The sequence below is a fragment of the Hyella patelloides LEGE 07179 genome (genome assembly GCF_900659865.1).
Classification (GTDB): domain Bacteria; phylum Cyanobacteriota; class Cyanobacteriia; order Cyanobacteriales; family Xenococcaceae; genus Hyella; species Hyella patelloides.
This window is the reverse complement of the sequence record NZ_LR213807.1, coordinates 1-24,288: the sequence shown is the minus strand read 5'-3', so window position 1 is coordinate 24,288 and position 24,288 is coordinate 1. Positions and strand designations below refer to the sequence as shown.

The 24,288-nt window shown below is 37.4% G+C and carries 22 protein-coding genes; 12 read left to right on the top strand and 10 right to left on the bottom strand.

The features are described from left to right. Positions 1–37 precede the first annotated feature (37 nt). Complete coding sequence (locus tag H1P_RS08975) at positions 38–379, bottom strand: STAS domain-containing protein (RefSeq protein WP_144866385.1); 342 nt, start codon at positions 377–379, stop codon at positions 38–40. A 576-nt stretch (positions 380–955) separates the two neighbouring features. Between H1P_RS08975 and aroA the strand changes: the two genes are divergently transcribed. Then, the gene (aroA, locus tag H1P_RS08970; protein ID WP_144866384.1) at positions 956–2,308 is read left to right on the top strand and encodes a 3-phosphoshikimate 1-carboxyvinyltransferase; all 1,353 of its coding nucleotides are present in this window, start codon (positions 956–958) and stop codon (positions 2,306–2,308) included. Positions 2,309–2,472: 164 nt separating this feature from the next. Here the strand turns inward: aroA and H1P_RS08965 are convergent, their stop codons facing one another. From H1P_RS08965 to H1P_RS35925, 3 genes are read right to left on the bottom strand one after another with little or no spacing between them, the layout of a single operon-like run. Beyond that, positions 2,473–3,378, bottom strand: a complete 906-nt coding sequence (locus H1P_RS08965) for a sulfotransferase family protein (protein ID WP_144866383.1) — start codon at positions 3,376–3,378, stop codon at positions 2,473–2,475. Positions 3,379–3,404: 26 nt separating this feature from the next. Then, positions 3,405–4,304, bottom strand: a complete 900-nt coding sequence (locus H1P_RS08960; RefSeq protein ID WP_144866382.1) for a sulfotransferase family protein — start codon at positions 4,302–4,304, stop codon at positions 3,405–3,407. Continuing rightward, positions 4,291–4,461 (bottom strand): hypothetical protein, encoded by a 171-nt coding sequence (locus tag H1P_RS35925; RefSeq protein ID WP_186375898.1) that lies wholly within the window; start codon positions 4,459–4,461, stop codon positions 4,291–4,293. The genes H1P_RS08960 and H1P_RS35925 overlap by 14 nt, the downstream gene beginning before the upstream one ends. Before the next feature lie 185 nt (positions 4,462–4,646). Between H1P_RS35925 and H1P_RS08955 the strand changes: the two genes are divergently transcribed. The 6 genes from H1P_RS08955 to H1P_RS08930 all read left to right on the top strand — a co-directional run bounded on the left by H1P_RS08955 (position 4,647) and on the right by H1P_RS08930 (position 10,265). Next, positions 4,647–5,333 carry a hypothetical protein gene (locus tag H1P_RS08955; RefSeq protein WP_144866381.1) on the top strand — a complete coding sequence of 229 codons (687 nt, stop codon included), beginning with the start codon at positions 4,647–4,649 and terminating at the stop codon, positions 5,331–5,333. Between the two features lie 170 nt (positions 5,334–5,503). Continuing rightward, positions 5,504–6,964 carry a 9,9'-di-cis-zeta-carotene desaturase gene (zds, locus tag H1P_RS08950; protein ID WP_144866380.1) on the top strand — a complete coding sequence of 487 codons (1,461 nt, stop codon included), beginning with the start codon at positions 5,504–5,506 and terminating at the stop codon, positions 6,962–6,964. A gap of 88 nt (positions 6,965–7,052) precedes the next feature. Then, complete coding sequence (locus H1P_RS08945) at positions 7,053–7,493, top strand: SRPBCC family protein (protein ID WP_144866379.1); 441 nt, start codon at positions 7,053–7,055, stop codon at positions 7,491–7,493. Between the two features lie 309 nt (positions 7,494–7,802). Further along, positions 7,803–8,090, top strand: a complete 288-nt coding sequence (locus H1P_RS08940; protein ID WP_144866377.1) for an RNA recognition motif domain-containing protein — start codon at positions 7,803–7,805, stop codon at positions 8,088–8,090. Positions 8,091–8,244: 154 nt separating this feature from the next. Next, positions 8,245–9,252, top strand: a complete 1,008-nt coding sequence (locus H1P_RS08935; RefSeq protein WP_144866375.1) for a glycosyltransferase family 2 protein — start codon at positions 8,245–8,247, stop codon at positions 9,250–9,252. A 65-nt stretch (positions 9,253–9,317) separates the two neighbouring features. Beyond that, positions 9,318–10,265, top strand: coding sequence for an alpha/beta hydrolase (locus H1P_RS08930; RefSeq protein WP_144866373.1), 948 nt, complete (start codon positions 9,318–9,320; stop codon positions 10,263–10,265). A 152-nt stretch (positions 10,266–10,417) separates the two neighbouring features. Here H1P_RS08930 and H1P_RS08925 read toward each other — a convergent pair whose 3' ends face one another. Then, complete coding sequence (locus H1P_RS08925) at positions 10,418–11,302, bottom strand: DUF3747 domain-containing protein (protein WP_186375897.1); 885 nt, start codon at positions 11,300–11,302, stop codon at positions 10,418–10,420. Between the two features lie 439 nt (positions 11,303–11,741). On the opposite strand from H1P_RS08925, the gene H1P_RS08920 reads away from it, so the two are divergent. Together H1P_RS08920 and H1P_RS08915 are read left to right on the top strand one after the other, a co-directional pair. Next, entirely contained in the window at positions 11,742–11,963 is a 222-nt protein-coding gene (locus H1P_RS08920; RefSeq protein ID WP_246141546.1) for a LapA family protein, read from the top strand. A 30-nt stretch (positions 11,964–11,993) separates the two neighbouring features. Next, complete coding sequence (locus tag H1P_RS08915; RefSeq protein ID WP_144866367.1) at positions 11,994–12,389, top strand: nuclear transport factor 2 family protein; 396 nt, start codon at positions 11,994–11,996, stop codon at positions 12,387–12,389. Between the two features lie 439 nt (positions 12,390–12,828). Here H1P_RS08915 and H1P_RS08910 read toward each other — a convergent pair whose 3' ends face one another. Next, positions 12,829–14,451: a serine/threonine-protein kinase gene (locus tag H1P_RS08910; RefSeq protein WP_144866365.1), complete on the bottom strand. Its 1,623-nt coding sequence runs from the start codon at positions 14,449–14,451 to the stop codon at positions 12,829–12,831. 444 nt (positions 14,452–14,895) lie between these two features. Here H1P_RS08910 and pheT point away from each other — a divergent pair, with 444 nt between their 5' ends. Then, on the top strand, positions 14,896–17,328 hold the full coding sequence (pheT, locus tag H1P_RS08905; RefSeq protein WP_144866363.1) for a phenylalanine--tRNA ligase subunit beta: 2,433 nt from the start codon (positions 14,896–14,898) through the stop codon (positions 17,326–17,328). A 744-nt stretch (positions 17,329–18,072) separates the two neighbouring features. Here pheT and H1P_RS08900 read toward each other — a convergent pair. The 4 genes from H1P_RS08900 to H1P_RS08885 form a co-directional block, all read right to left on the bottom strand. Further along, the gene (locus H1P_RS08900; RefSeq protein WP_144866361.1) at positions 18,073–20,076 is read right to left on the bottom strand and encodes a ribonuclease catalytic domain-containing protein; all 2,004 of its coding nucleotides are present in this window, start codon (positions 20,074–20,076) and stop codon (positions 18,073–18,075) included. A 94-nt stretch (positions 20,077–20,170) separates the two neighbouring features. After that, positions 20,171–20,386: a 30S ribosomal protein S18 gene (rpsR, locus tag H1P_RS08895; RefSeq protein WP_144866359.1), complete on the bottom strand. Its 216-nt coding sequence runs from the start codon at positions 20,384–20,386 to the stop codon at positions 20,171–20,173. A 61-nt stretch (positions 20,387–20,447) separates the two neighbouring features. Beyond that, positions 20,448–20,642: a 50S ribosomal protein L33 gene (gene rpmG, locus H1P_RS08890; RefSeq protein ID WP_144866357.1), complete on the bottom strand. Its 195-nt coding sequence runs from the start codon at positions 20,640–20,642 to the stop codon at positions 20,448–20,450. A gap of 151 nt (positions 20,643–20,793) precedes the next feature. After that, a complete protein-coding gene (locus H1P_RS08885; RefSeq protein ID WP_144866355.1) occupies positions 20,794–21,333 on the bottom strand; it encodes an RDD family protein in 540 nt (179 codons plus the stop codon). A 939-nt stretch (positions 21,334–22,272) separates the two neighbouring features. On the opposite strand from H1P_RS08885, the gene H1P_RS08880 reads away from it, so the two are divergent. Both H1P_RS08880 and H1P_RS08875 read left to right on the top strand, forming a co-directional pair. After that, the gene (locus H1P_RS08880) at positions 22,273–23,016 is read left to right on the top strand and encodes a PEP-CTERM sorting domain-containing protein (protein ID WP_186375896.1); all 744 of its coding nucleotides are present in this window, start codon (positions 22,273–22,275) and stop codon (positions 23,014–23,016) included. 401 nt (positions 23,017–23,417) lie between these two features. Next, the gene (locus H1P_RS08875; protein WP_144866351.1) at positions 23,418–24,158 is read left to right on the top strand and encodes a PEP-CTERM sorting domain-containing protein; all 741 of its coding nucleotides are present in this window, start codon (positions 23,418–23,420) and stop codon (positions 24,156–24,158) included. The last annotated feature ends 130 nt before the right edge of the window (positions 24,159–24,288 follow it).

Here is a 24,288-nt window from a genome sequence, read left to right as displayed (position 1 = left end):
TGTTGGTACTTTACTTTTCTGAGAATCAAAGATAGTGTTATGCTGCCACAGCTTCGGCGACAAAGCTATCCTGACTGTCAAAAATGTTAAACACATTATCTAGCTGAGTTAGCTCGAAAAGCATTCTTACGGAGGGAGCTACAGAGCAAATACTAACATTGCGTTTCATCTCTTGAGCAAAGCGAAATCCTTCAATCAGAGCCATTAAACCTGCACTATCCATAAACTCAACTTCTTTCATATCTATGAGTATGGAAGGATTATTTGATGTCTCAACAGCCTCGGTTAGTTGTTGTAAAAATTCTTTAGCGTTAGCTGCACTCAAGTAACCTTGAGGTTGAAAAGTGGCAAATTCGCGATTCAATAAATTGCTATTCATTTTTTTCTCGTAAGATCCTGACTAAACACTACTTCAAACTTCAATTTATGTTTAAGAGGATAATCGTTAATTCTAGATTTATCCACCTAAAGTAATTATCTTCATAAAATCTTGATACTCTAGGGAGTATTTTTAGGTATTATTTCAATCACTTTATGTATTCTAAGATACAGATTTATTTCTTTGATTTGTCTTGACTTTGATTACAGTTTCCCCAAAACTACGATTAGCTAGTTGATTTATAAGAGCTTGGCACAATAGTTCTTTTATAGTCTGTATAAATCGATAATCTATCGGGGAAAATACCTATTTTTTTGCTCATAAATGTTATATGTTCAGTATTTACGCCTCCTAATATGTTACTAAAAAGTACTTTCTAACAATCTTTACAAAATTTTGTTTTAGAGAATACAAATTTTCCTGAATGCTGTCTTTTACTGATAGCAAAAACAGAAAATTTAGGGAATCAATAATACTAAGAGTAATTTTGTGATTTTTTTGTAGTGCAGATAGCAAAACATAAAGTTTGATACAATCGCTACACAACAGAATAATTAGGTTTGCCAGTTCAGTTTTATGCCATCTTCTATCGTTACTATTCAAAAAAAAGACGACCATACTCAAAAATTAGTGATTGTTCCTCCTAGTAATGGACTGACTTTAACAGGAAATGTTTCCATTCCAGGAGATAAATCGATATCTCATCGTTCTTTAATGTTTGGTGCGATCGCTGAAGGAGAAACTGTTATCGAAGGGTTATTGGTGGGAGAAGACCCCCAAAGCACCGCCAAATGCTTTAGACAGATGGGAGCAACAATATCCCCTTTAAATCCAGAAAAAGTAATAGTCCAAGGAATTGGCTTAGGAAATCTCCAAGAGCCAACAAATATTTTGGATGTTGGAAATTCAGGAACAACAATTCGTTTGATGTTAGGATTACTCGCATCTATTAGCGATCGCTTTTTTACCGTTACAGGGGATGATTCTTTGCGATCGCGTCCGATGTCCAGGGTAGTTGAGCCTTTACAGCAGATGGGAGCAACTATTTGGGGAAGAAACAATGATTCTTTAGCACCTTTGGCTATTAAAGGACAAAAACTGCAAGCAATACACTATATGTCCCCCGTAGCATCGGCTCAAGTGAAATCTTGCATTTTACTTGCTGGTTTGATGGTAGACGGGAAAACTACTGTTACCGAACCTGCTTTATCGAGAGATCACAGTGAAAGAATGCTCAAAGCTTTTGGTGCAGAATTAGAGATTGATTCCCAAACCCACAGCGTTACTCTTACAGGACAGCCCACCCTCAGAGGACAAAATGTCATTGTACCAGGAGACATTAGTTCGGCTGCATTTTGGTTAGTAGCTGCTGCAATTGTTCCTGATTCAGAGTTATTAATTACCAATGTCGGAGTTAATCCCACCCGTACGGGGATTTTAGAAGCCTTAGAAATGATGTCAGCCGATATCACCAAGGAAAATGAAAGGATAGTAGCAGGTGAACCTGTAGCCGACTTACGAGTTAAACACGGTAAACTAACAGCCTGTACCATCGAAGGGAGTATAATCCCTCGCTTAATTGATGAAATACCCATTCTAGCGGTAGCTGCTACTTTTGCTGAGGGAACAACAGTGATTAAAGACGCTGCGGAATTACGAGTCAAAGAAAGCGATCGCCTAAAGGTAATGGCGACAGAATTAGGTAAAATGGGAGCAAAGATTACCGAACTCCCTGATGGCTTGGAAATTACAGGAGGTACAACCCTAAATGGTGCAGAAGTAGACACTTATACCGATCATCGGATTGCTATGAGTTTAGCGATCGCTTCTCTGATGGCTCAAGGTGAAACTACGATTCATCGTGCTGAGGCTGCATCTATCTCTTACCCGATGTTTTTTGAGACTTTACAACAAGTAATCAGTAGTTGAATTGGCGTAAGTCTTCTTTGACAACCACAGTGCATTCCCATTGTTGCTATGTTTAACCAAAACTGCTTTTGTGTTGTAATACAGATAATTGGTTGCTCACTTGTTTGAGAATCTTGTCATTCTTCGGCAGAAAAGTATTTTTTTACTGCTTCATAAAGAGCTTTCTAAACTTTCAACCATTGAGATAAATCACGATTGATTAGCTCTTGTAACTGAAGGATATCAGTTTGATACTCCGCTATTAGTTGTTGGCGTACTTCAGGATTGAGTTTGGGTTTATAGAGATTTTTAGTTTTAGCCTGCTTCTTGATATTTGTTCTGAATTTCAAAGGAATAAAAGGTTTAACTAAAGTTTTGAGTGGATTGGGTTTATTAATAAATTCATGCCAAGTTTTATTACGTGGTATTTGAGAGACGTTATGTTTTTTAGATAAATCTAATTCAAAGCTGTCATCTATTTCTAAAAAGTTAAAAATATCTTGTAAAACTTGTTTGGGATTAGCGACAAAATCTTGATGTAAATAAACTCTGATTTGTTGAGGATCGAAAGTTTCAAAGTATGGCTTTAGTTGTTGATAGTAAAAACCTTGGGCTTTATAATGCCAACGTGGTCCCCAATTGTCATTAATTCTTTTTGGTTCTGCTGCCAGTGCTTCAGTAAAATTAGTTATGGGTTCTGCACCAGGTTGAACTGCCCAAACATAGTTAGAAAATGCTCTTTCTACTGGGTCGCGCAACATAGCAATAAGTTTAGCATCAGGAATATAATGTTTAATGCGATCGCAAGCTTGAGTATAGTAAAGATATAGGGGTGTTGCTTCACCAATTGCTTTTTGATTTTCTGCCCCTGCAAACATTTCTTGATAGCTATCTAGATCTGTTACTGTCCACTTGTTAATTCTATATTTTACTCCTGGTCCTTGAAAGTTTAATGTTTGCCCTTCAAAAGCAAAAAACCCTGGTTCTTTAAAAGAACTCATATACACATCAGGATGTTGTTCGAGATACTTATATAGAGAAGTAGTACCAGCTTTGGCTGCACCAATAATTAGAAAATTAGGTAAAGTCATTTTATTGATTATTAACTAGACATTAATTACACTTTTAGCCATGGGGAAAGATCGCGATCGATTAGCTCTTGAAGTTGTAAAACATCTTCTCGGTATTCTGCAATTAATTGCTGGCGAAATTTTGAGCTAACTTGAGGCTTTACTAGATTTTTTTTGTTAATTTTTTTGATGATTTGTTGGCGTAAATTTTGGGGTAATAATGGTTTAAGAAATGACTTAAAAGGATTGGGTTGAGAAACTAGAGACTGTAAAGCTTGATTTTTTGGTACAGAATGAGATTTTCTCACTACTTCTGAGATATTAGGCATAAAGCGATCGTCTACTTCTAGGAAACTAAAGATATCCTGTAGTAGCTTCAAAGGCTCAGTTTTTAAGTCTTCATAGAGATAAATTTTAAGTTGATTACTATCAAATAGAGAATAATAACGTTGCAATTGGCGATAATAAAAACCTTGATCTTTATAATACCAAAATGGCCACCAATGATTTTTAATACGTTGTGATTCTTGTTGAATAGCTGCGGAAAAACTATCTAAAGGTTCTCTTTTTGCCTGTTTTAAATGTAAATAATTAGAATAAGCTCTATCTACTGGATTACGTAAAATCGCAATCATTCTAACATCAGGAATATAATGCTTAATACGTTGAGGAGCTTTGGCACTCCAAAGATACATGGTTGTAGCTTCGCCAATCGCTTTTTCGGCTTCAACTCCAGCGAATAGTTGTTGATACTCTTGAAGACTGGTTTTAGCAGTTTCTATTTCATCTCCTACGCCATTAAAATCAAGGGTTTCATTCTCAAATACAAAAAACCTGGGCTCTTTAGCGGGACTCATATAAATCTCTGGATGCTGCTTCATGTAGCGATAAATCGAAGTAGTGCCTGTTTTGGCAGCCCCCAAAATTAAAAAATTAGGCATCACCATGATTTTTTACCTGGATTAAGTTGTTGTTGTAATTATTAGTAATTTGCTGTAAGCGTATGTAAACTGAATACAAAATTAACATCTTCGTTACTAACTGTGCCACCTCAAAAGTAGTTGAGATTTTCTCGTTGTTCAATAGTTTCTCTTCATTAGACACAATGTCAGTGAAATTAAGAATAGAGTGTTTGCAGAAATATGATTTGAACAAATGGGTTTAATTGACATAGAAAATGAGATTTTTCTAACCAAAGTAAGGTTCATTTAAGTACTATAGAAGAATAAAATAATTTTATGGTGAGTTAAGATCGCTGAATTCAAGTTTCTTCAAAGTCCATAAAGTTCATGTCTGATTTAAACCAGAACTTGGCTATCGCTCAGATCATAACTCTCATGACTAGCTATAGCTTTGATACTGACCAGAATAATGTGGAAGAATTAGTTCAACAGTGGCAGAAAATATATCATGTCCATTGGATTTATTTGGCTACTATTGAGGCATTATATCTTGGACGCTACAAAGCTATCTCAATTGAACAGATTATGAACAGTTGGTTACGTTCGGGACAGCCTAAGACTCATTTTGGCGGAGAGTTTGAAAGGCTGATCTCTCGTAAATTACCACGACATCTCAGCACACTAGAACCCGTAAAAGAAAAAGAACAGGAAACAGTACTACAGTTTAGTAAAAACAATTACCCAACTTTTGAATCAAAAACTCAGATCGCAAGTAATCGTCAAGAAAAGTGCTCCCAAGATCGTTCAACACCTCAACCAAACCTGAATGATAAACCCGATATCTCTGCTACTCAAAATTTGCACCTTTCTACTAAAGTAACTCCCGTACCCAAGCCTAAAATTGTTTCTTCGACTTCTTCCCACAAAAAAGCCAATAAAACCCAGAAAATTGCTAAAAAACAATCTCATAGCCAAGGTATTACTACTTTTCAACCTCTTCCTGATGGATCGGGCTTTTTTCGAAAACTTAAAGAGATCGCTGATAATCAACGCCAAGAGGAGCAGGATGAATAGGGGAAGCAGAGGGAGATGGGGAGGTAACAGATAATGGGTAACCACTAACAACCAATTATTTTTCGTCAACACTCGCTCTCGGAATATACCTTGTCTTAAAGAAGAGCATTTTCTCCCGTTATCAAAAATAAATTACAATATATGAAGCAATTATAAGGAAGAAGTAAGGAATGCGCGTTGCAATCGTAGGAGCAGGACTAGCAGGAATGGCAACAGCGATCGATCTAGTAGATGCTGGTGCTGAAGTAGAAATTTTTGAATCTCGTCCCTTTGTGGGAGGTAAAGTAGGTAGTTGGGTAGATGGCGATGGCAACCATATTGAAATGGGTTTACACGTCTTCTTCGGAAACTACTACAATCTATTTGCTCTAATGGAAAAAGTAGGCGCAATTGATAATTTACGCCTAAAAGAACACACCCATACTTTCATTAACGAAGGGGGAAAAGTCGGTGAGTTGGATTTTCGCTTTCTGACTGGCGCACCTTTTAATGGTTTAAAAGCTTTTTTTACCACCTCTCAATTATCTGCTGCGGATAAGGTTTTTAACTCTCTTGCATTGGGTACAAGCCCTGTAGTGCGCGGATTAGTAGATTTTGAGGGTGCAATGAAAACTATCCGCGATCTAGATCGCATTAGCTTTGCAGATTGGTTTCGCTCTCATGGGGGTAATAATAACAGTCTGCGGAGAATGTGGGACCCCATTGCCTACGCGTTAGGATTTATCGATACAGAAAATATCTCTGCACGCTGTATGTTAACCATCTTTCAGTTGTTTGCTACTAAAACAGAAGCTTCTGTGTTGCGGATGTTGGAAGGCTCTCCACAGGATTACCTTCATACACCTATTGTTAATTACCTTGAAGAGAGAGGGGCTAAAATCCACACTCGCCGTCGCGTTAGGGAAATTCTTTTTGATTCAGCAGATCGAACCAAGGTAACAGGAATCGTCGTAGCTAACGGTGAAACAGAATCTACTATTACAGCCGATGCTTATGTCTGTGCTTGCGATGTCCCAGGAATTAAAAAGGTAATACCCCAAGAATGGCGCAAATGGTCTGAATTTGACAATATTTACCAGTTAGATGCTGTTCCTGTGGCTACAGTACAATTGCGCTTTGATGGTTGGGTAACAGAATTACATGATGCGGATAAACGCGAACAATTAGAACGAGCAGAAGGCATTGATAACTTACTTTATACCCCTGATGCCGACTTTTCTTGTTTTGCCGATCTCGCACTAACTAGCCCTGGAAACTTCTATAAAGAAGGTGAAGGATCCCTATTACAATTGGTGTTGACTCCAGGCGATCCCTTTGTCAAAGAAAATAATGATGCGATCGCAGATCGCGTTTTAAAACAGGTACATAAGCTGTTTCCTTCCTCTCGCAACCTCAATATGACCTGGTATAGCGTAGTTAAGCTGGCTCAATCTCTTTATCGAGAAGCTCCAGGAATGGATCCTTATCGTCCACCTCAGAAAACTCCTGTCGAAAACTTTTTTCTTGCAGGGAGTTATACCCAACAAGATTATATAGACAGTATGGAAGGTGCAACCCTCTCTGGAAAACAAGCAGCCAAAGCCATTTTAGATTGTGCAGAAGCTCTCAAACAGTTATCAGCGATCTACTAATCAGTAATCGTAGGGTGGGCAATGTCCACCTGACTGTAAAATAAGTTTTATACTACAGATAATTAATATTCAGAACTTATAATCTCAGATGTCAGATTGGCTAGAGCATACCGTACAAGTAGAAGTAGCAGTACCCATCGAGCAAGTATGGAGTCTGTGGTCAGATTTAGAACAAATGCCACGATGGATGAAATGGATTGATTCGGTGGAAATTCTGAAAGATAATCCTGAATTATCTCGCTGGAAATTAGCTAGTGGTGCATTTAAATTTACCTGGCTGTCTCGTATTGTCAACTTAGTTCCCGAACAAATTATCCAATGGGAATCAGTAGATGGTTTACCAAACAAAGGAGCAATTCGATTTTACGGTCGTCACAATAGCAGTATTGTCAAATTGTCTGTAGCTTATTCCATTCCTGGTATCCTAGGGAAAATTATGGATAATCTATTTTTGGGTAGAATTGTCGAATCAACTATCCAAGCAGACATGGAGCGTTTTCGCGAATATGCTTTGAAAACCACAACATAAGCAGGTAGGCAAATTTATTCGCCTGTTTCCGATTGTAGCGATCTTTTCTCCCGCTCTCGAAGCTCCTTTGCTAGAAAAAACATGGGTTTATTTGGCAAAAGTACTTAGTTATCCGTTTAATTTAGTAAATTATGTACTTAATCAGTAAATTTTGTCTTTAAATTCCACTAAAATGATAAGATTTTTCTGAGAATAAAGAATCGGTATTCGAGTTGGTATTCAGTATTGGTAGGTTTTTCCGTAAAGTATTGATAAGCTTTGTCCGAAATCTTGTATCTCCGTAAGCATATTATTTAGGAGACAATAATCATGTCGATTTATGTAGGTAATCTTGATTATGGATTAGAGCAAGAAGACCTAGTTGAAGTATTTTCTGAGCATGGAAATGTCAAAAGGGTTCATCTTCCTACTGACCGTGAAACAGGACGTAAGCGTGGTTTTGCTTTTGTTGAAATGGCTAACGAAGATGAAGAAAGTGCTGCTATATCTGCACTAGATGGCGCGGAATGGATGGGTAGAACCCTTAAAGTTAATCAGGCAAAACCCCGCGAACCTGGAAATTCTGGTGGGATGAATCGAAGAAGTTTTCGTATCTAGACAAAAAACTGAGATCGAAAGTATTGATTAATGTTTGAGGCTTGCTCTTGAAAATTAGAGAGTTCAAGCCTCTTTTTGGTTAAAGGCAATAATATTAATACCATAAGATGTAATATTCTATGGTGAGAAAAACCGAATTTTTGAATAAATAGCTATGAAGTATTATTCATCAGAAGATCGCGTTATTACAGAAACGAAGAATACTTATGTAGTAGATTTGTCTATAGTCGTTCCCATCTATAATGAGGCAGAAAGCCTTACCGCATTAGTCAAGGCGATCGCTAATTCGGTAAAAGATACTTCTTTAAACTACGAAATTATTGGTGTTGATGATGGTTCTAGTGATGGTTCAACTCAGATACTAAGGGATATTGCCAGAGAGCGTAATGACCTCAAAGCAGTCATTCTTCGCCGTAACTATGGTCAAACTCCAGCTATGGCAGCAGGTTTTGAATGTGCAGAAGGTAAAATAATTATTACCCTTGATGGAGACTTACAAAATGACCCCGCAGATATTCCTATTTTACTAGCCAAGTTAGAAGAAGGTTACGATTTGGTCAGTGGTTGGCGCAAAAAAAGGCAAGACGCAGCTTTAACTAGATTGTTACCCTCCAAGATTGCTAACTGGTTAATCGCTAAAGTAACTGGCGTTAAAATTCATGATTATGGCTGTTCTTTAAAAGCTTATCGTGCTGAATTGGTTGCAGACATGAACCTTTATGGAGAGTTACATCGTTTTTTACCTGCATTAGCTTTTATTGAAGGTGCAAGAATTACAGAAATTCCCGTACGTCATCATCCCCGTCGTTTTGGTCAAAGTAAATATGGTTTAGGACGCACTATTAGAGTAGTCATGGACTTATTTACGATCTTTTTTATGAAAAAGTTTTTGACTCGTCCGATGCACGTATTCGGCTTATGGGGAATGATTTCTTTTGCTTTGGGTATTGCTACTGGTTTATATTTGACTGTAATTAAGTTCGTTTTTCAACAAGATATTGGTTCTCGTCCTCTACTTATTTTGGCAGTGTTGTTAGTTCTAACAGGAATTCAACTATTTTGCTTTGGTTTAGTTTGTGAGTTACTGATGCGCACTTATCACGAATCCCAAAGAAGACCAATTTATCGTATTAGAGATATTGTTGGTGGAAAAGGTAATTAGTTATCAGTGACCAGCTATCAATTATTGGTATAAATTAGCAAGTAAAAAATAACTACTGACTTTCAATGAAAATTTTGATTTATGGTGTTTCGTTTTTATTACTGTTACTTAGTAGCGGATGCCAAGTTAAACAAAATGAAGTTCGAGTAATTAAGGATTTAGAATATGCTTCCTATGAGCATCAAGGAGAAACCAAATCATTATTGTTAGATTTATATTTACCCCAAACTGAATCTAATCAATCTGTAGAACCTTTACCGTTACTTATTTATATTCATGGTGGAGGATGGCGAGAATTTAGTAAAGAGATTTGCCCTGGTAAAATTGTAGCAGAAAGAGGATGGGCGATCGCTTGCATTAATTATCGTTATAGTACTGAAGCTATCTTTCCCGCACAAATTCATGATGCTAAAGGTGCAGTACGATGGTTGAGAGCTAATGTCGAACAATACAATTTTGACCCCAATAGATTTGGTGCTTGGGGTGCATCAGCAGGAGGTCATTTAAGTTCTTTATTAGGTACTTCTGAAGGGGTTGCTAATCTCGAAGGTAATCACGGTAATTTAAATTATTCTAGTAGTGTTCAGGCAGTTTGTAACTGGTATGCTCCCACGGATTTTACTCAAGTCAAACCTGCTTTTACCGAAGCATTTTCTCCTGAAGTTTCACAAAAATATCGTGAAACTCCTTGGTATCTTTATACAGTGGTTACGACTTTATTGTTAGGTGGTTCGGTAGCAGAAAAGCCAGAATTAGCCCAAGCTGCTAACCCCATCACTTATATTGATAGTCAAGACCCACCTTTTATGGTGCTTCATGGTGATTTAGATAAAATAGTTCCTGTGAGTCAAAGTGAAATTTTAGTTACTGCTTTGCAGTCTCAAGATGTACCAGTAACTTTTGTTCGTAAGCCCGAAATGACTCATTCCTATAGAGGAGAAGATGGCGAAAAATTCGATCCTGAATTAATTGATTTGGCACTAGATTTTTTTGAGCAAACGTTAACGCCATGATTTGATGTTTTTAATTTTTTGATAAAAGTCTTTATAAAGAGAACTTTGAGAAAAACCAAAAGCTGAAGCTTAAACTTAGACTAATAATTTAAGTACTTCAGCTAGAAATAAAAACACATTTACCTTAAATTTAGCAACCACCATAACTTTGATTATGGACAAGGATTTTGACCGTTATTAGAATTATTAGAAACAGTTATATTTTGGTCGAATAAAGCATTATAACTCTGGAAAACCAATGAAGTTAAAGGAGTTAAAATCGAAGTCAGAGTATCTACCGCAACAGAAGTTACAGTAGGTTGTGGAGGGTTGGGATCGCAATAAGGCTGGGAATTAAGCTGATTAGCCACTGCAACAGTTTGCGGTTGTGTCGGAGGAACATCAGCAACAGAAGAATCATTTTGGGGAATAGGTTCAGATACGGAGTTATCTGTAATTTCAGGAGTGCCACTGGTAGTTTGAGATTCGGAATTAACCGCAATGTTTTGAGGATTTGGATTGTTACTCAAATAGATATGATTAATTACACTACCCTCATAAACCCTTTTAGTAAATTGCCAACCAGGTTCTAGATCGATTTTAACTGGGGCTGCTGCGATACCAGAAGTACGTCCGATAACTAAATCTGGTAAACTAGGGTCTTGATGATCGGCAACTAAAAGTAAGTTATTATTATTTGGCATTAATCTTAAAAGATAAGATACGCGATCGTCATTGCCATTAACTCTTAGAGTGTAACCATTAGTATCCACTGCTTTACGGCAACTATTGGTATGATCGAAATTCAAGAGAGCTAAGTCTACAGTTGTTGGAGAATATCCTGATTCCGTCCAACATCGACGTTGACCAGGAATTTGCTCAATAATTGCTAGACGATATTGCTTGTAATTGTAAGGAACTGCAACAGCAACAAAATTACCTTGATCTACTTTTTGCTCTGCGAAGTTATAACTGTGACTGGGCTTAATTGTAGTAGAGAACGCACCTAAAGAAATAGTAAGTAACGTAGCTATTTTTACGGGTAGAGATAGTTTCACGATCGATCCTAGATTAATTGTCTTTAATTATTAGTACGTAGCATTACCAAAATTCAAGCAATTCTCTAAGAAAAATCAGCTACAGCAAAGCAACAGAAGAATAACTTAAAGATGATTTGTAACCGAGAAAAATTTTTTTTTACATAGTCACAACATGATTGAAAAGAAGTAAAGGGTGCAGATTGGATTAAAAAGTTAAATTGATTGTAGGTTTAGAAAAGACAATAGCGATTGCTATTGCTGTGAAACAGGTCAAGCAGTAGCAGATATCTACCAGGTTTAGGGTCAAGATTAGAGGATCTAAATTAGAAGCCTACTCAGCTTCTACAATTTAAGTTACCAATTACCGTATAATTAAAGCACGAAGACTCTTCAAAACCCTTTTCTCCCACTGGTACTAAGGAAAGAGACTATGTTTTTAATAGCATTCAGAATTGTTATGCTCTTAGCATTCGCCTATTTATTTGGTCTGTTGGTTGCTTGGTTGTTCTCGTTGTTTAATACTGATGATGGTGGTGACGACTTCCGTAGAGATGACCCCGATACTCCTAAACCACCATTCCCTGGCAAAACCTTGGAGCAAAATAAAAGTAAGAAACGTTTGGTCGAAGTCGATGAATCTTATTACCTTGAAGAATTCGATTTAAGCAAAAAGCAGTAGTTTGATTCTTAATTGGTTAAAAATCATCAAATGACTGATTCATCATCAAAAGATATCATATTAGCTGCCAATCAAGCTTTTTATCATGCTTTTTCCCATAGAGATATTAGGAAAATGAATCTTTTGTGGTGGCAGGGTACGACCAGTTTGTGCGTTCATCCAGGTGGTGAAGTTCTTATGGGATGGGAGACGATTCGAGCCTCCTGGGAATCTATATTTCAAAATACCGAATCGTTGGAAATAGATCTAGAAGTTATTAAGATAGAAATCGACCAGGCTCTTGCTCATGTAGTCGTCAGAGAAACCGTGTTACAGTCTAGCCGAGGTCGTTCGCTAAAAGCACAGTCAATAGCAACTAATATCTTTCAGAAAATGGCACAAAAATGGTATCTGGTTCACCATCACGGCAGTCCTATTATGCGTTAGCTTGTTGTTTTTAGCGATCGCCAAGCCAAGATTGCCGTGTCGGATTACAATATTGTTGGAGATCGCTTTTTTCTAAAATTGGGAATTTTATTATACGCACTTGTTTAATGACCAACTCAAAAATATTTCTCAGATCGAACACTCAAGACAGCGATAGCGCAGTGCTTCGAGAATTATGCGATCGCCTGTTACTTTTTGCGTTAATATTATTTGTAGACTGATCCCAAATCCGTTTAGTAAAATCCCCAATAAATATCTAGTGTAAAGACGTATCATGATACGTCTTTACAAGGTTGAAAGATTTCATCTATAAACTGGGTATGTAATTCGGATTTGGTATGATTACCCATTGTCATCAACCTAAAAAGCCAAATCTCCGTCTTAACTAACTTTCACCTTAATCTGCATAAAAATGAACTCAGGTTAGATTAGGTACAAACTACCAAAATCCCCTTCTACCATTAGGTAATACTGTTGTCCAGTTAGTTTTAGCCTGTGCTAATTGTTCTTCTGTAATACTGGCATTGCTGAGATTAGCCCCGCAAAGATTAGTACCTTTTAATTTAGTTCCTTTAAAGTGAGCATAGCTCAAATCTGCCCCTCTCAAATCCGCTCCTTCCAAATTAGCAGAACTGAGATAGCTACGACCCAAATTAGCATTACGCAACATCGCCTGACGTAAATCGCAGCCAGTAAAATCAGTTGAGTTTAAATCTGCTCCCTGTAAATTGATTTTGACCATTCGAGAGTGATGAAAATTAACTCCTGAGAGGTTAGCTTTTTGTAAGTCTTGTAAACTGACATCTTTTTGAGCAAAATCTCTTCTACCACTGGAGTAAGCACTTAACAAAGTTTCTCGATCTAGTTTTAGGGGTTTTCGAGATTCTTGATGTCTTTCTGTACTACGGGGGTTGCCAGTTCTCCCCATATTTCTAGATGCTCCAGTACCACCTGTTCTATTTCTGGAGGAATTACGAGAAGTTGCATTAGAGGGGGTATTACGACCACTTCTGCTACCTGTTCTACCTTCTGTTCGGGAACGAGATGTCGAACTATTTTTTCTTCCAGAAGAATAAATCGATTGTCTGGAAGAGCCACTATTCATACGAGAATCTGACCCCGTAGTAGAAAGCCCTCCCACCATGCTTGCTGCTAGGTTATCAATGTGGTTATGAATATCTATAGCTTGAAGAACTTCTTCTGCCGTTTTATAGCGATTTTTGACAGCTACTTCCAGCATAGTTAGCAGAATATCGCCAAATTGCTCGCTGATATCTACATATTTCAACCAATCAATATCTCCTGTTAAGGGGTCACAATCCATGTTTTTTGGGGCTTTCCCAGACATGAGATACATACAGGTGACTCCCAAAGCATAAACGTCACTAGCGTATACAGGACGCATTGCTAACTGTTCTGGGGGAGCAAAACCAGGAGTACCGACAGCAAAAGCTGTTAAGGCGGTTTGATCTCCTCCCGAAGCTATAGTGTTAACTTGATTTTTAACTACACCGAAATCAATGAGTACTAACTTATTATCAATTTCACGACGAATGATATTTGCGGGTTTAATATCACGATGGATTACTTTTTGAGCATGAATGTCTCGTAAAATAATCAGGGTTTCTCGAAGAACTTCTTGTGCTTGTTCTTCATTAAGGACACCATTTTTTTTGATTTCTTGTTGTAGATTGTTACCTTTAACAAATTCTTGGACAAGATAAAATTGCTCTCTATCTTCAAAATAATCCAGTAGGCGGGGTATTTGAGGATGATTACCCACTTTGCCTAAAGTTCTGGCTTCTCTCTCAAATAGCTGTCTTGCCATAGTGAGAAAGTTAGGATTATCGGTATTGGGTTGTAGCTGCTTGATAACACACAAAGGCTTACCAGGAAGAGAAAGATCTGCAGCGAGAAAAGTTGCACCAAAACCACCTTTTCCGAGACCTTTGACTAAGTGATAGCGATCGCGCAATAATAATTTTGATCCACAAGCCTTACATTTTTTTGACTTGGGGTGATTTACAGGTTTAGGACAGGATGGATTAAGGCAGTAGCTCATTCAAAATTACCTACACGGCTCTGTCAATACAAAAAATGGGACTGTTAAGATTTCAGAATACTGAATCTTTCAACTAAATTTTTTTAACTAAACAAAATAATAATTTAGCTTTCTAAAAACAGCATATCCTATATTTTTTTAAAACGGGTGATCTGGATACTGTAAAGCTACTTTTGTCGCAGTAATTCAAGCTTCAAGACATTATCAATCGCTACTAAATTACTATTTTAAGTAAAAATATTTAAGTATATTTAAGGATATTTAATTGTCTTTTTAATGATAGTTTATTCAAAATTAATAGTTGATAATTATCTTTAAAGATTGAAAAAAAGGAACGGGAAAGATCGAGGTTCTCAATATTTGGGAACATAACGCTCTTTCTGATTGCTGATTGCTGTTAAAATATTTGGGCTGGATCAGTATGCAAAATTCAAAGTAGTCCAAATGCGCGTCTCTCTTAACTGGTTAAAAGAATTAGTAGATATCAACCTCGCTCCAGAAGAGTTGGGGCAAATTTTGACAATTGCAGGATTTGAAGTTGAGGAAATTGAAGACTTACGCACCTTTGCTGATGGGGTAGTGGTAGGTAAAGTCATTAAACGCGATCGCCATCCCGATGCAGATAAATTAAGTGTCTGTGAAGTAGATGTCGGCGTTGATACCCCGCTCAATATTGTCTGCGGTGCTTCTAATGTACGGGCAGATATTTATGTTCCTGTAGCCACAGTAGGGACTTATCTCCCCGCAGTGGACTTAAAACTCAAACCTACAAAATTACGGGGTGTTCCTTCAGAGGGTATGATTTGTTCTCTGTCGGAATTGGGTTTGGAGAAAGAATCTGAGGGAATACATATCTTTTCAGGTGATATTAAACCAGGAGATGACGTGCGCCCTTTATTGGGACTGGATGATGTCATTTTAGATTTGGCTACCACCGCAAATCGGGCTGATGCATTGAGTATGGTGGGTATTGCACGAGAAGTAGCTGCTTTAACAGATGTAGAGGTAAGATTACCTGAAGCCGAAGCAACTAACCTCACAGAAAATAGTTCTCTTAAAGTAACAATCACTGAAACTCAAGCTTGTCCTGCATATATTGGAACAGTAATTGAAGGAGTAAAAATTGCCCCTTCTCCTGACTGGTTACAGTGGCGTTTGCAAGCGGGAGGAGTACGCCCGATTAATAATGTAGTAGATATTACTAACTATGTCTTATTGGAATGGGGACAGCCTTTACACGCATTCGATCAAGAAAAGTTACAACAGGTAGCAGAGAACCAAGATATAACTATTGGGGTGCGCTTTGCCACAGAAGGAGAAAGCCTCAAAACTCTGGATGAACAAGAAAGAAAGCTAGTTACGCAAAACCTCTTAATTACCGCCAATGACACACCAGTAGCTTTAGCAGGGGTTATGGGAGGAGAAACAACCGAAGTTGATGAAAATACTGTTAATGTGGTTTTAGAGGCTGCATTGTTCGATCCTGTGGCGGTACGTCGTTCATCCCGTAGTCAGGGGTTACGAAGTGAGGCTTCTACTAGATACGAAAGAGGAGTTAACCAAGTAGAATTAGACCATGCCTGTAGTCGTGCAGTTGCTCTTTTACGATCGATAGCTGGTGGTACTCCCGCAGCACAGTCAATGGTGGATCATCGTCCTGATTGGGATTCTATGGATGCGATTGAACTGCGTTTATCTCGAATTCATCAGTTATTAGGAGAGGTAGAAACAGAAGACGGTACAGGTTACATTTCTCAAGCAGAAGTATCAACAATTTTGACTGCATTGGGTTGTCAGTTAACTAAAAGTACGGAAAAAGCAGATACTTGGTTAGTTAAAGTACCTCCCTATCGTTACCGCGATTTGGAACGAGAAATCGATTTAATTGAAGAAGTAGCTCGCCTTTATGGTTACGATCGCTTTTGTGATACCCTGCCAGACAAGACTGAACCTGGTTATCTCTCGGTAGAATATCAAATTCTCAATAAACTACGTAACGCTTTTAGAGGTGTGGGCTTAACGGAGTTGGTTCATTACTCTCTAGTCAAACCTACGGGAGAAGAAGTAACTTTAGCCAATCCCTTATTTGCTGAATACTCCGCCCTGCGTACCGATCTAATTTCTGGTTTAATCGATGCTTTTGCATATAATCAGTCTCAAGGTAATGGTGGGTTAAATGGTTTTGAGATTGGTAGAGTATTCTGGAAAACTGAAGATGGTGTTGGCGAAGGGGATAAAGTAGCAGGAATTATGGGCGGTGCATTCTATCCTGAAGGTGGCTGGACATCTGGCGGAAAACCCCCTGCTTTAACCTGGTATGAAGCCAAAGGTATTTTAGATGGTGTATTTAATGTTTTGGGTTTAAATATTACCTATCGCGCCGATGATAGCGATTCTCGTTTACATCCTGGGCGTACTGCTTCATTGTGGTTAGAAGGAAAACAGTTAGGTATTTTTGGACAGCTACACCCTGAGTTGGTCAAACAAAGAGATTTGATTGATGAGGTGTATGTGTTTGAACTCGCTTTTGATAACTTAGCAACAGCTTTAAATCGGGAAAAAGTTACTACTCCTAAATTCCAAACTTATTCTGCTTATCCTGCTAGTCAAAGAGATTTAGCTTTTTTCGCTCCTCTCGATCTTGCTGTAACAGAGATTGAAAAAGTAATGACCAAAGCTGGAGGTAAGCTACTCGATAAGATAGAAGTGTTTGATGAATATCAAGGTAAAAATGTCCCTGAAGGACAGCGTAGTTTAGCCTTTAACTTAGTATATCGTGCCAGCGATCGCACTCTACAAGATAAGGATGTCGATCCCGTACATCAAAAGGTGAGAGATACTCTGGTTAAAAAGTTTGATGTCACTTTACGCAGTTAATTGTTACGATATTTAGCCTAGTAAAAGCGATCGCTCTAACCTTCCAAATCCTATCACTAAGCTTTAACTAAGGTTGTGGCGAAGAGTATAATCATTATCACAATAATAGAAGTCATGGTAGTTTAACTATTTAACTATTTAACTGTTTAATTGGTATTCAAAAATTATTAGTGGACATGAAATTGTGCGGTACTTATCATCTCGGTTAAACGAAGCTGAAAAGCCCCAGTTAATCCAACCATTATCACCTTTGTTAGTAAATTCACAGTTGTGGCAACATTGTTGAATCCGAAAGTTGTAACGAATAAAGTGCCAAAAACTGCAACTGTAGCTCTCATAATTAATTTCTCCCTAATCAAAAAATTCTTTTAAGCCAATTGTAGAGATACAACATCTGAAAAACATCTGAAAAACGTCTCGAATCTACCCTCAACTAAATAGATATCAATCCTCCAACTTTCGTTGCACAGTTAGGTATATTTCCTTATGACTAAAGTTCTACGACTGAAATATCAATTGATGGCTAAAGCAGTTCTCTAGTCCAGACAGGAGTTTGTAAGTAGGGTTTGCTGAATAAATCTAAAACTTAGATTTATCATTTTTGATTAATTTTCCAGCGTTGGATCGGCTAGGTGCTGCCCAATTGGTACTAGAAAAAGGTTTTTATGTTAAAAATTTAGGAGTATTAAAAAGTCTTGATTGAGCAAAAAATGTCAGAAACACTACTTTATTGGCTCTCTAAACTTACAAATTTGCACTAATTGCTTCTTGAAAGCGAATTTCATCCCGATGAGGATCGACTAAACTGACCTTCATTTCTAAGCGATCGCCTAAATTAACTGCACGATTAAAGCGATGGGGTAATTCCAGACCTAAATCTTCTAACAAAATAATTCCCAGACTATCTTCTTCTCTTAACCACCGAAGAACAAGAGCTTGCCAAATAATATCTGCATTACGCCGTAAATATTCTAATCCCCAATAGCGATTAGTTTGACGCTCTACTAGAGTTGCTTCATAGGCAGAAGTGCCAACGCTGTAAAGAATCTCCTGTAAAGCATCAAGAGAAAAAGGTAAGTCATGACCTCTAAGATGAGCTTTAAGTTGAAAATGCGCTAATAAATCTGTGTAGCGACGAATAGGGGAAGTTACCTGAATATAACTATCTAAACCTAGACTAGCATGGCGCATGGGGGTAGTTCCCATTTCACTGCGAGGCATACAGCGACGCACTGCACAATAACGCACTGGACCTGCGGGTAATAACAATAGTTCTTCTTCTGGGGGTAATTCTGGTTGTGGTTGTCCCCGAAAAGGTAAGGGTAAATTATGTTCTTTAGCGTATTTTCCAGCAACTTCCCCTGTCAAAATCATCATTTCTGCTACTAGCTGACGGGAAAAAGAGCCTTCTAACAATTCAATAGTTATCTCTTCATTTTCTTTAACCTTAATCGAAGATTCTGGCATTTGGATTTGAATCGAACCCTGAGATTTGCGCCATTCTCTACGTTTCTTTGCTGATTTTGCCAGATCGGCAATTTCTGGCTCGTTAGTTAATCCTAGCTCTAGCATCTCATCTACATCATGGTATGTCAGACGATAGGTGGGCTTGATAATACTAGGTCGGATTACATAATCTAAGATTGCTCCAGATTCATCCAAAGTAACGCCGAAACTGAGAGCAGAACAAACTTGACCCTGTACCAAACTCATAGGACCTGTGGCTAACTCTGTGGGGAACATGGAAATCATTCCCGTAGGCAGGTATAAGCTGGTACTGCGACGACGAGCTTCTAAATCTAATTCATCTCCTGGGGTGACTAAACGAGTGGGGTCGGCAATGTGAATCCACAAACGACAAGTTTTCTCCTCCCCTAAATATTCCACACTCAGACCATCATCAATTTCTTCTGTGCTTTCGTCGTCTATGGTGTAGACTTTTAAATGAGTTAAGTCTAAGCGATCGCTATTAGAATCGTTAACAGGAGAGGTAAGCCGAGATTGCGACACGTTAAGTACCTTTTGAGGAAAGTGAATGGGGTAGGAACTGCGGAGTAAAAACAAGTTTTCGTGTTCGCTCCACCACCCAATTTGTACCAACAAATAAAAGACTTTTTGTGGATCGGCACTCTTATTTACTGATGCTAATACTTCCTGAGCGGTGCGATGATTTTGGTCGGGATAAAGTACTATTTTGGCAATAGTCTCTAGGCGAATACGTTCGCTATCTGACCAATTTACTGATTCTCCTTTAATGGCTTGTTGCAGATGAACGATAAACTGCTCTTTTTCTTGCTCTTTTTGATTTTGTACTTCTAGCTGATGCTTGATTTCTGCTACTTGATTTGCCGAACGAGGCTCATAACCGTCACCTTTCTTTTTAAAATAAATTTTGTCCCTGCTTAAAAGACTATGAGCAGCATAACAAGAAGCAGGTTCTTTTTCAGAAAATAATAGTTCTGATAGCTCTTGAGGTGTTACCGCTTCATGATCCTCAATCAGAATTTCCCAGGCTACTTCCAGGCTATCAGGATCGAGATAGGACTCTACGTTATCGATAAAGCTGGGGATATCGGACGGTTGATAGAGACTACCATTAACTGTGTATTCAACTCGTTGGGGACGAATTTTATGAGATTGTCCTTCACTATCTATTACTATCCAGTCTTTTTTGCCTTCTGGGTGGTCGGCAACTGCGAGACGATGCTCTCCTTGGACTCTAAATTCAATCAGCGTTCCTTTTTCCACCAGCTTTCCGCTTTAACATCGAACAATATACTAATATAGTCTACCTTTCTACTCTCTTTGTCTCAATAAGGAAAAAAAAAATTTAGGTATTGATTTATCCTTCTTTATTGATGAAAGGTAATAAGGCAATCGATCTTGCCCTTTTAACAGCCTCAGTTAAATCCCTTTGTTGCTGCGCTGTTAAACCAGTGATACGACGAGGCAAAATTTTACCTCTTTCTGTGATGAACTTTCTGAGTAACTCGATATCTTTGTAGTCGATGGGGTCGCTAGGTTTGACGGGGGAAAGACGTTTGCGGTAGTATGCCATAGTTTTAACTTGTTAATTGGTAATGTACTTGCATAATGAGAAGAAAAAGTAAATGTTCTGCTTACTTAATTTCTTTATGAACAGTGTGAGAGTTGCAATGAGTACAGAATTTTTTTAATTCCATTCTGCCTGTAGTGTTGCGACGGTTTTTCATCGTAGTATAACGAGATACACCAGGCGATCGCTTATTATTATTACTGCGACATTCGGTGCATTCGAGGGTAACGATAATACGGACTCCTTTTTTGCCAGCCATGATTTTTAGAGATAACTATCTATACGTTTACTTATATTTGACGACCCTGCACAGCACAAAAGCGATGTGACCTAGGCACGAAATTTCGTCAGCCAAGAGATGCAGATCAAAACGGACGCTCTGGATAGCGCGAGTCGTGACACGCAATTTATCATTGTCGCATATTACGCTGAATTGTCGCCAACAATTTTTTTAATCTCAGGTCTAAAGAAAAGCCCCTCTGAGTTTGAATTATTATAGTTTCTGCAATGCGATCGTGAAAAGCGCGATCCAAATCTTCATCAAATAAAGCCAATAAACAGTCTACCAACAAAGGAGTTGCCAAAAATAATAAGAGCAAACCATTCCCGAAATTTTGTAAACCTAGACTAGCTAGCATAGCAGTAAAACCTAAAATACCTTCCCTTTTAGCCAAAGTAACCAGATCTGGAACTCGATTATAGCGATAGTCAATAACTTTCATGTCTAAAGCATAATGTCCCAAGCTTTGCCCTTGATTGCGATCTACTACGACAATTCGCATTGCCAACCAACCCAGCAAAAAAACCAACCATCCTCCACTTTGACCAAAAAAAGAACTGACAAACCAGACTACTACAAAATCAATAGCAAATGCTCCCATACGTCTTTCTATAGGGACTTTAGGAAAACGCCTATAAGTTAGCTTATCGCTATAATCTTCTTCGTACATACTTCTTATTTAAAGAGAACAGGGAATAGTAATATTGAAAGTTACAAAGATAGAGAACTAAGAGAACTACCATCGCAATTGTGTAAGAACCAGTAATTATTGGTTAATTTCTTCTCTTTGCCTACTGAGCTATCTACTAGAAATACTTAATCAAGTATATCAAGCCTGAGAAATAGCAGCTTTCACTGCAAATTTGTACTTATGCAAAGTATGAAATTACTTCATTAGCTTACGTAAACTTCAATCAAACCTTAAGTAAGCCTCCGTAAAAATATTACTTTTTCTACTTTTGACCTTAATTAATAACCTCAAATTATCGACTACAGCATAAAATACCTAGCAATAGTTATTTTTAATTTTTTTTATCAAATACTTCAGTATTTGTGGGTAATTTAATTACTTTTGGTTAATTTATCAGTATTTTATAAGTTATATCAACCAGAAATACTGTCAGATTTAATACTTATAAATCAGTAATAACCCAAGCCACATTAAGTATTCATATCTCCATGTTTGACTTATGTTTTATGTTTTTAAACAAAACAATATTAAGCTTTTAGTAAGTATTTTTGATAATTATGCTTATATTTTAAAAGCCATAGATTTCAAATAGTAGTAGTTTCACTGCTCTCGTCTTTTTATTGCTGATTAGTAACTAAGAATAAATGAATAATCAGTGTTAATGCCATCATCATAAGCACGATACAACTCAAAGTATTTGACTAAAATATATTTTAAAATATTCAAAATTGATTAATTACTGTTTTAAATACATAGAGATTTATTTAAAACAATCCCCAAAAACCCTTATTCAATACTTATTAATATCCTAAAAAGAAACAGTAATATTCGTATTTATAGCGATGTAGATAGCGAGTCTTTAAGAATATAAATGGAATTGTCAGTATCTACAGCGAAAAAATCTATCTCTAAATGAACATGAAAAATATTTTAACTTTCGGTTTAGCAACCGGCGCATTATTAATCGCTTCTACTCAAGCTCAAGCAGCTACTATGACTACAGTGATTGATAATTTTAACGATACTATAGCCCCTACTGGAGTACAGTTAGATGTGTCTCCCATTGTTACAAGTGATTCAAACACAGAAATGGGACTCTCTGGCGTTCTTGGTGGAAAAAGAACTTCAGAATTAACGTTTCTTGACGGTGATGCAGCAGCACAAGCTAATATCAATCAATTTTTTACTGTAAATAGTGGTACTGCGAATTTAAGTAATAATGCTGCGGGTTTTGGACAAGATGGAGCAAGCAGTAATCTCAATCTAAAATATGATGGCTTTGGAATAGAAGACTTTTCTTCATTTGATTTTGCTGCAATAGATATTGAACTTGAAAGTGTAACTGATGATTTTGCTGCAATTAGCGTAACCTTTAAAGACAATGGGGGTAATATGGTGACTTCAATGGCAGATGGAAGGATTGAAGACGTTATACTTCCAAGTCCTACAACCTTCTTGTTTAGTGAATTTACTGGAGATGCTAGCTTCAGTTTTGCGAATGTTACCGAAATATCTTTGGATGTTAGTGGCTTTGATGAAGAAGATATAGTTATTGATAACTTTAGAGTTGAAGGCGAAAAGACTCCTGAGCCTGCTGCTGTTCTTGGTCTTCTTTTATCTTTAGGCTGTGGTGCATTATCTAAAAAGAAAAAGCAAGCTTAAATCACTGACCACTTATTTATGTTGTTGGTTAGAGTAATTCAAATCTCATGGAAAATTATTGCTACTTTTCATCGGAAATAATTAATTAAGAATAAAAGTTTCTAGTTATTTACTACGAGATCGAACGATTACTCTAACTAGAGATAATACTTACACAATCTGGTATTAAAGACTGATACTTTAATAAAAATTTAGAATTAGTATCAGTAAAATTACTCTTTTTTAGTTATTAATACGGATTGACTAACTTAATTAGTAATTAATAGCTAGTATTTTTCCCGTGTAAAACCCAATATTTGAGATTTGAGCATCTAGTATTTATATCGATGTTCATTCTATTTCCTTGGAGATATAACTGAGCTAAGTACCAAAGTTATTTAGCTAGGATATCTCCTATCAATATGAAAAATTTTCTACATTTAAGTTTAGCAGCCAGCACTTTATTAGCAGCTACTATAGACGCTCAGGCAGCGACTTTTATTGATACTTTTGAACAAGGAATAATTGATTTATCAGTCAGCCCAATAGATTTAGTAGATACTGGTAGCGCATCACATACCAGTATACTTGGAGGAACTAGAGAGATTGAATTACTACTAACTGCCACTGACGACCAGGCATTTGCTACTACTAATCTTTTTGCCAGTTCCGATAATTTTAGTCATAGTAATAATACTGGCGCATCTAGTATTGCAAGTATTACTTATGATGCTGGAGGTAATGGTTTAGGAGCAAATCTTTTAGGTTTAGGAAATAGTTTTGCTATTGATGTTACTGATATTGATTTGGCTACTCAATTTGAAATATTTGTAGTAGACAGTAATAATCGAGAGTCTTCCAGCTTATCAGAAAGTATCACTAAATCGCAACGTGTATTATTCGATTTTGATAGTTTTACTGGTGTTAATTTAAGCTCAATTGATGAAATTCATCTCGTCTCTCAAGGGGGTCTTAATGTAGATGTGGAAATCGACTCTTTTAGTATAGTCGGGCAAGGAATAATAAATGTGCCTCAAGATCAAAATAGGATACCTATTGATGCAACAAATATTCCTGAACCAGCAACGATTATGGGATTGTTTTTCTGTTGTGGATTGGGAATTTTCTCTCGGAAAAAAATTCATTTTAAAGAGAATATATGAACAGATAAGTATCTGAGCAGAATTAATTGCACGCTTTGACCAACGGTCACCGCAGGCTTCGGAGGGTCTGTCTCTTGAATCGCATTCAAGCGGGGCGTTGTCAACACGGGAGTGGAATATGCCGACTGAC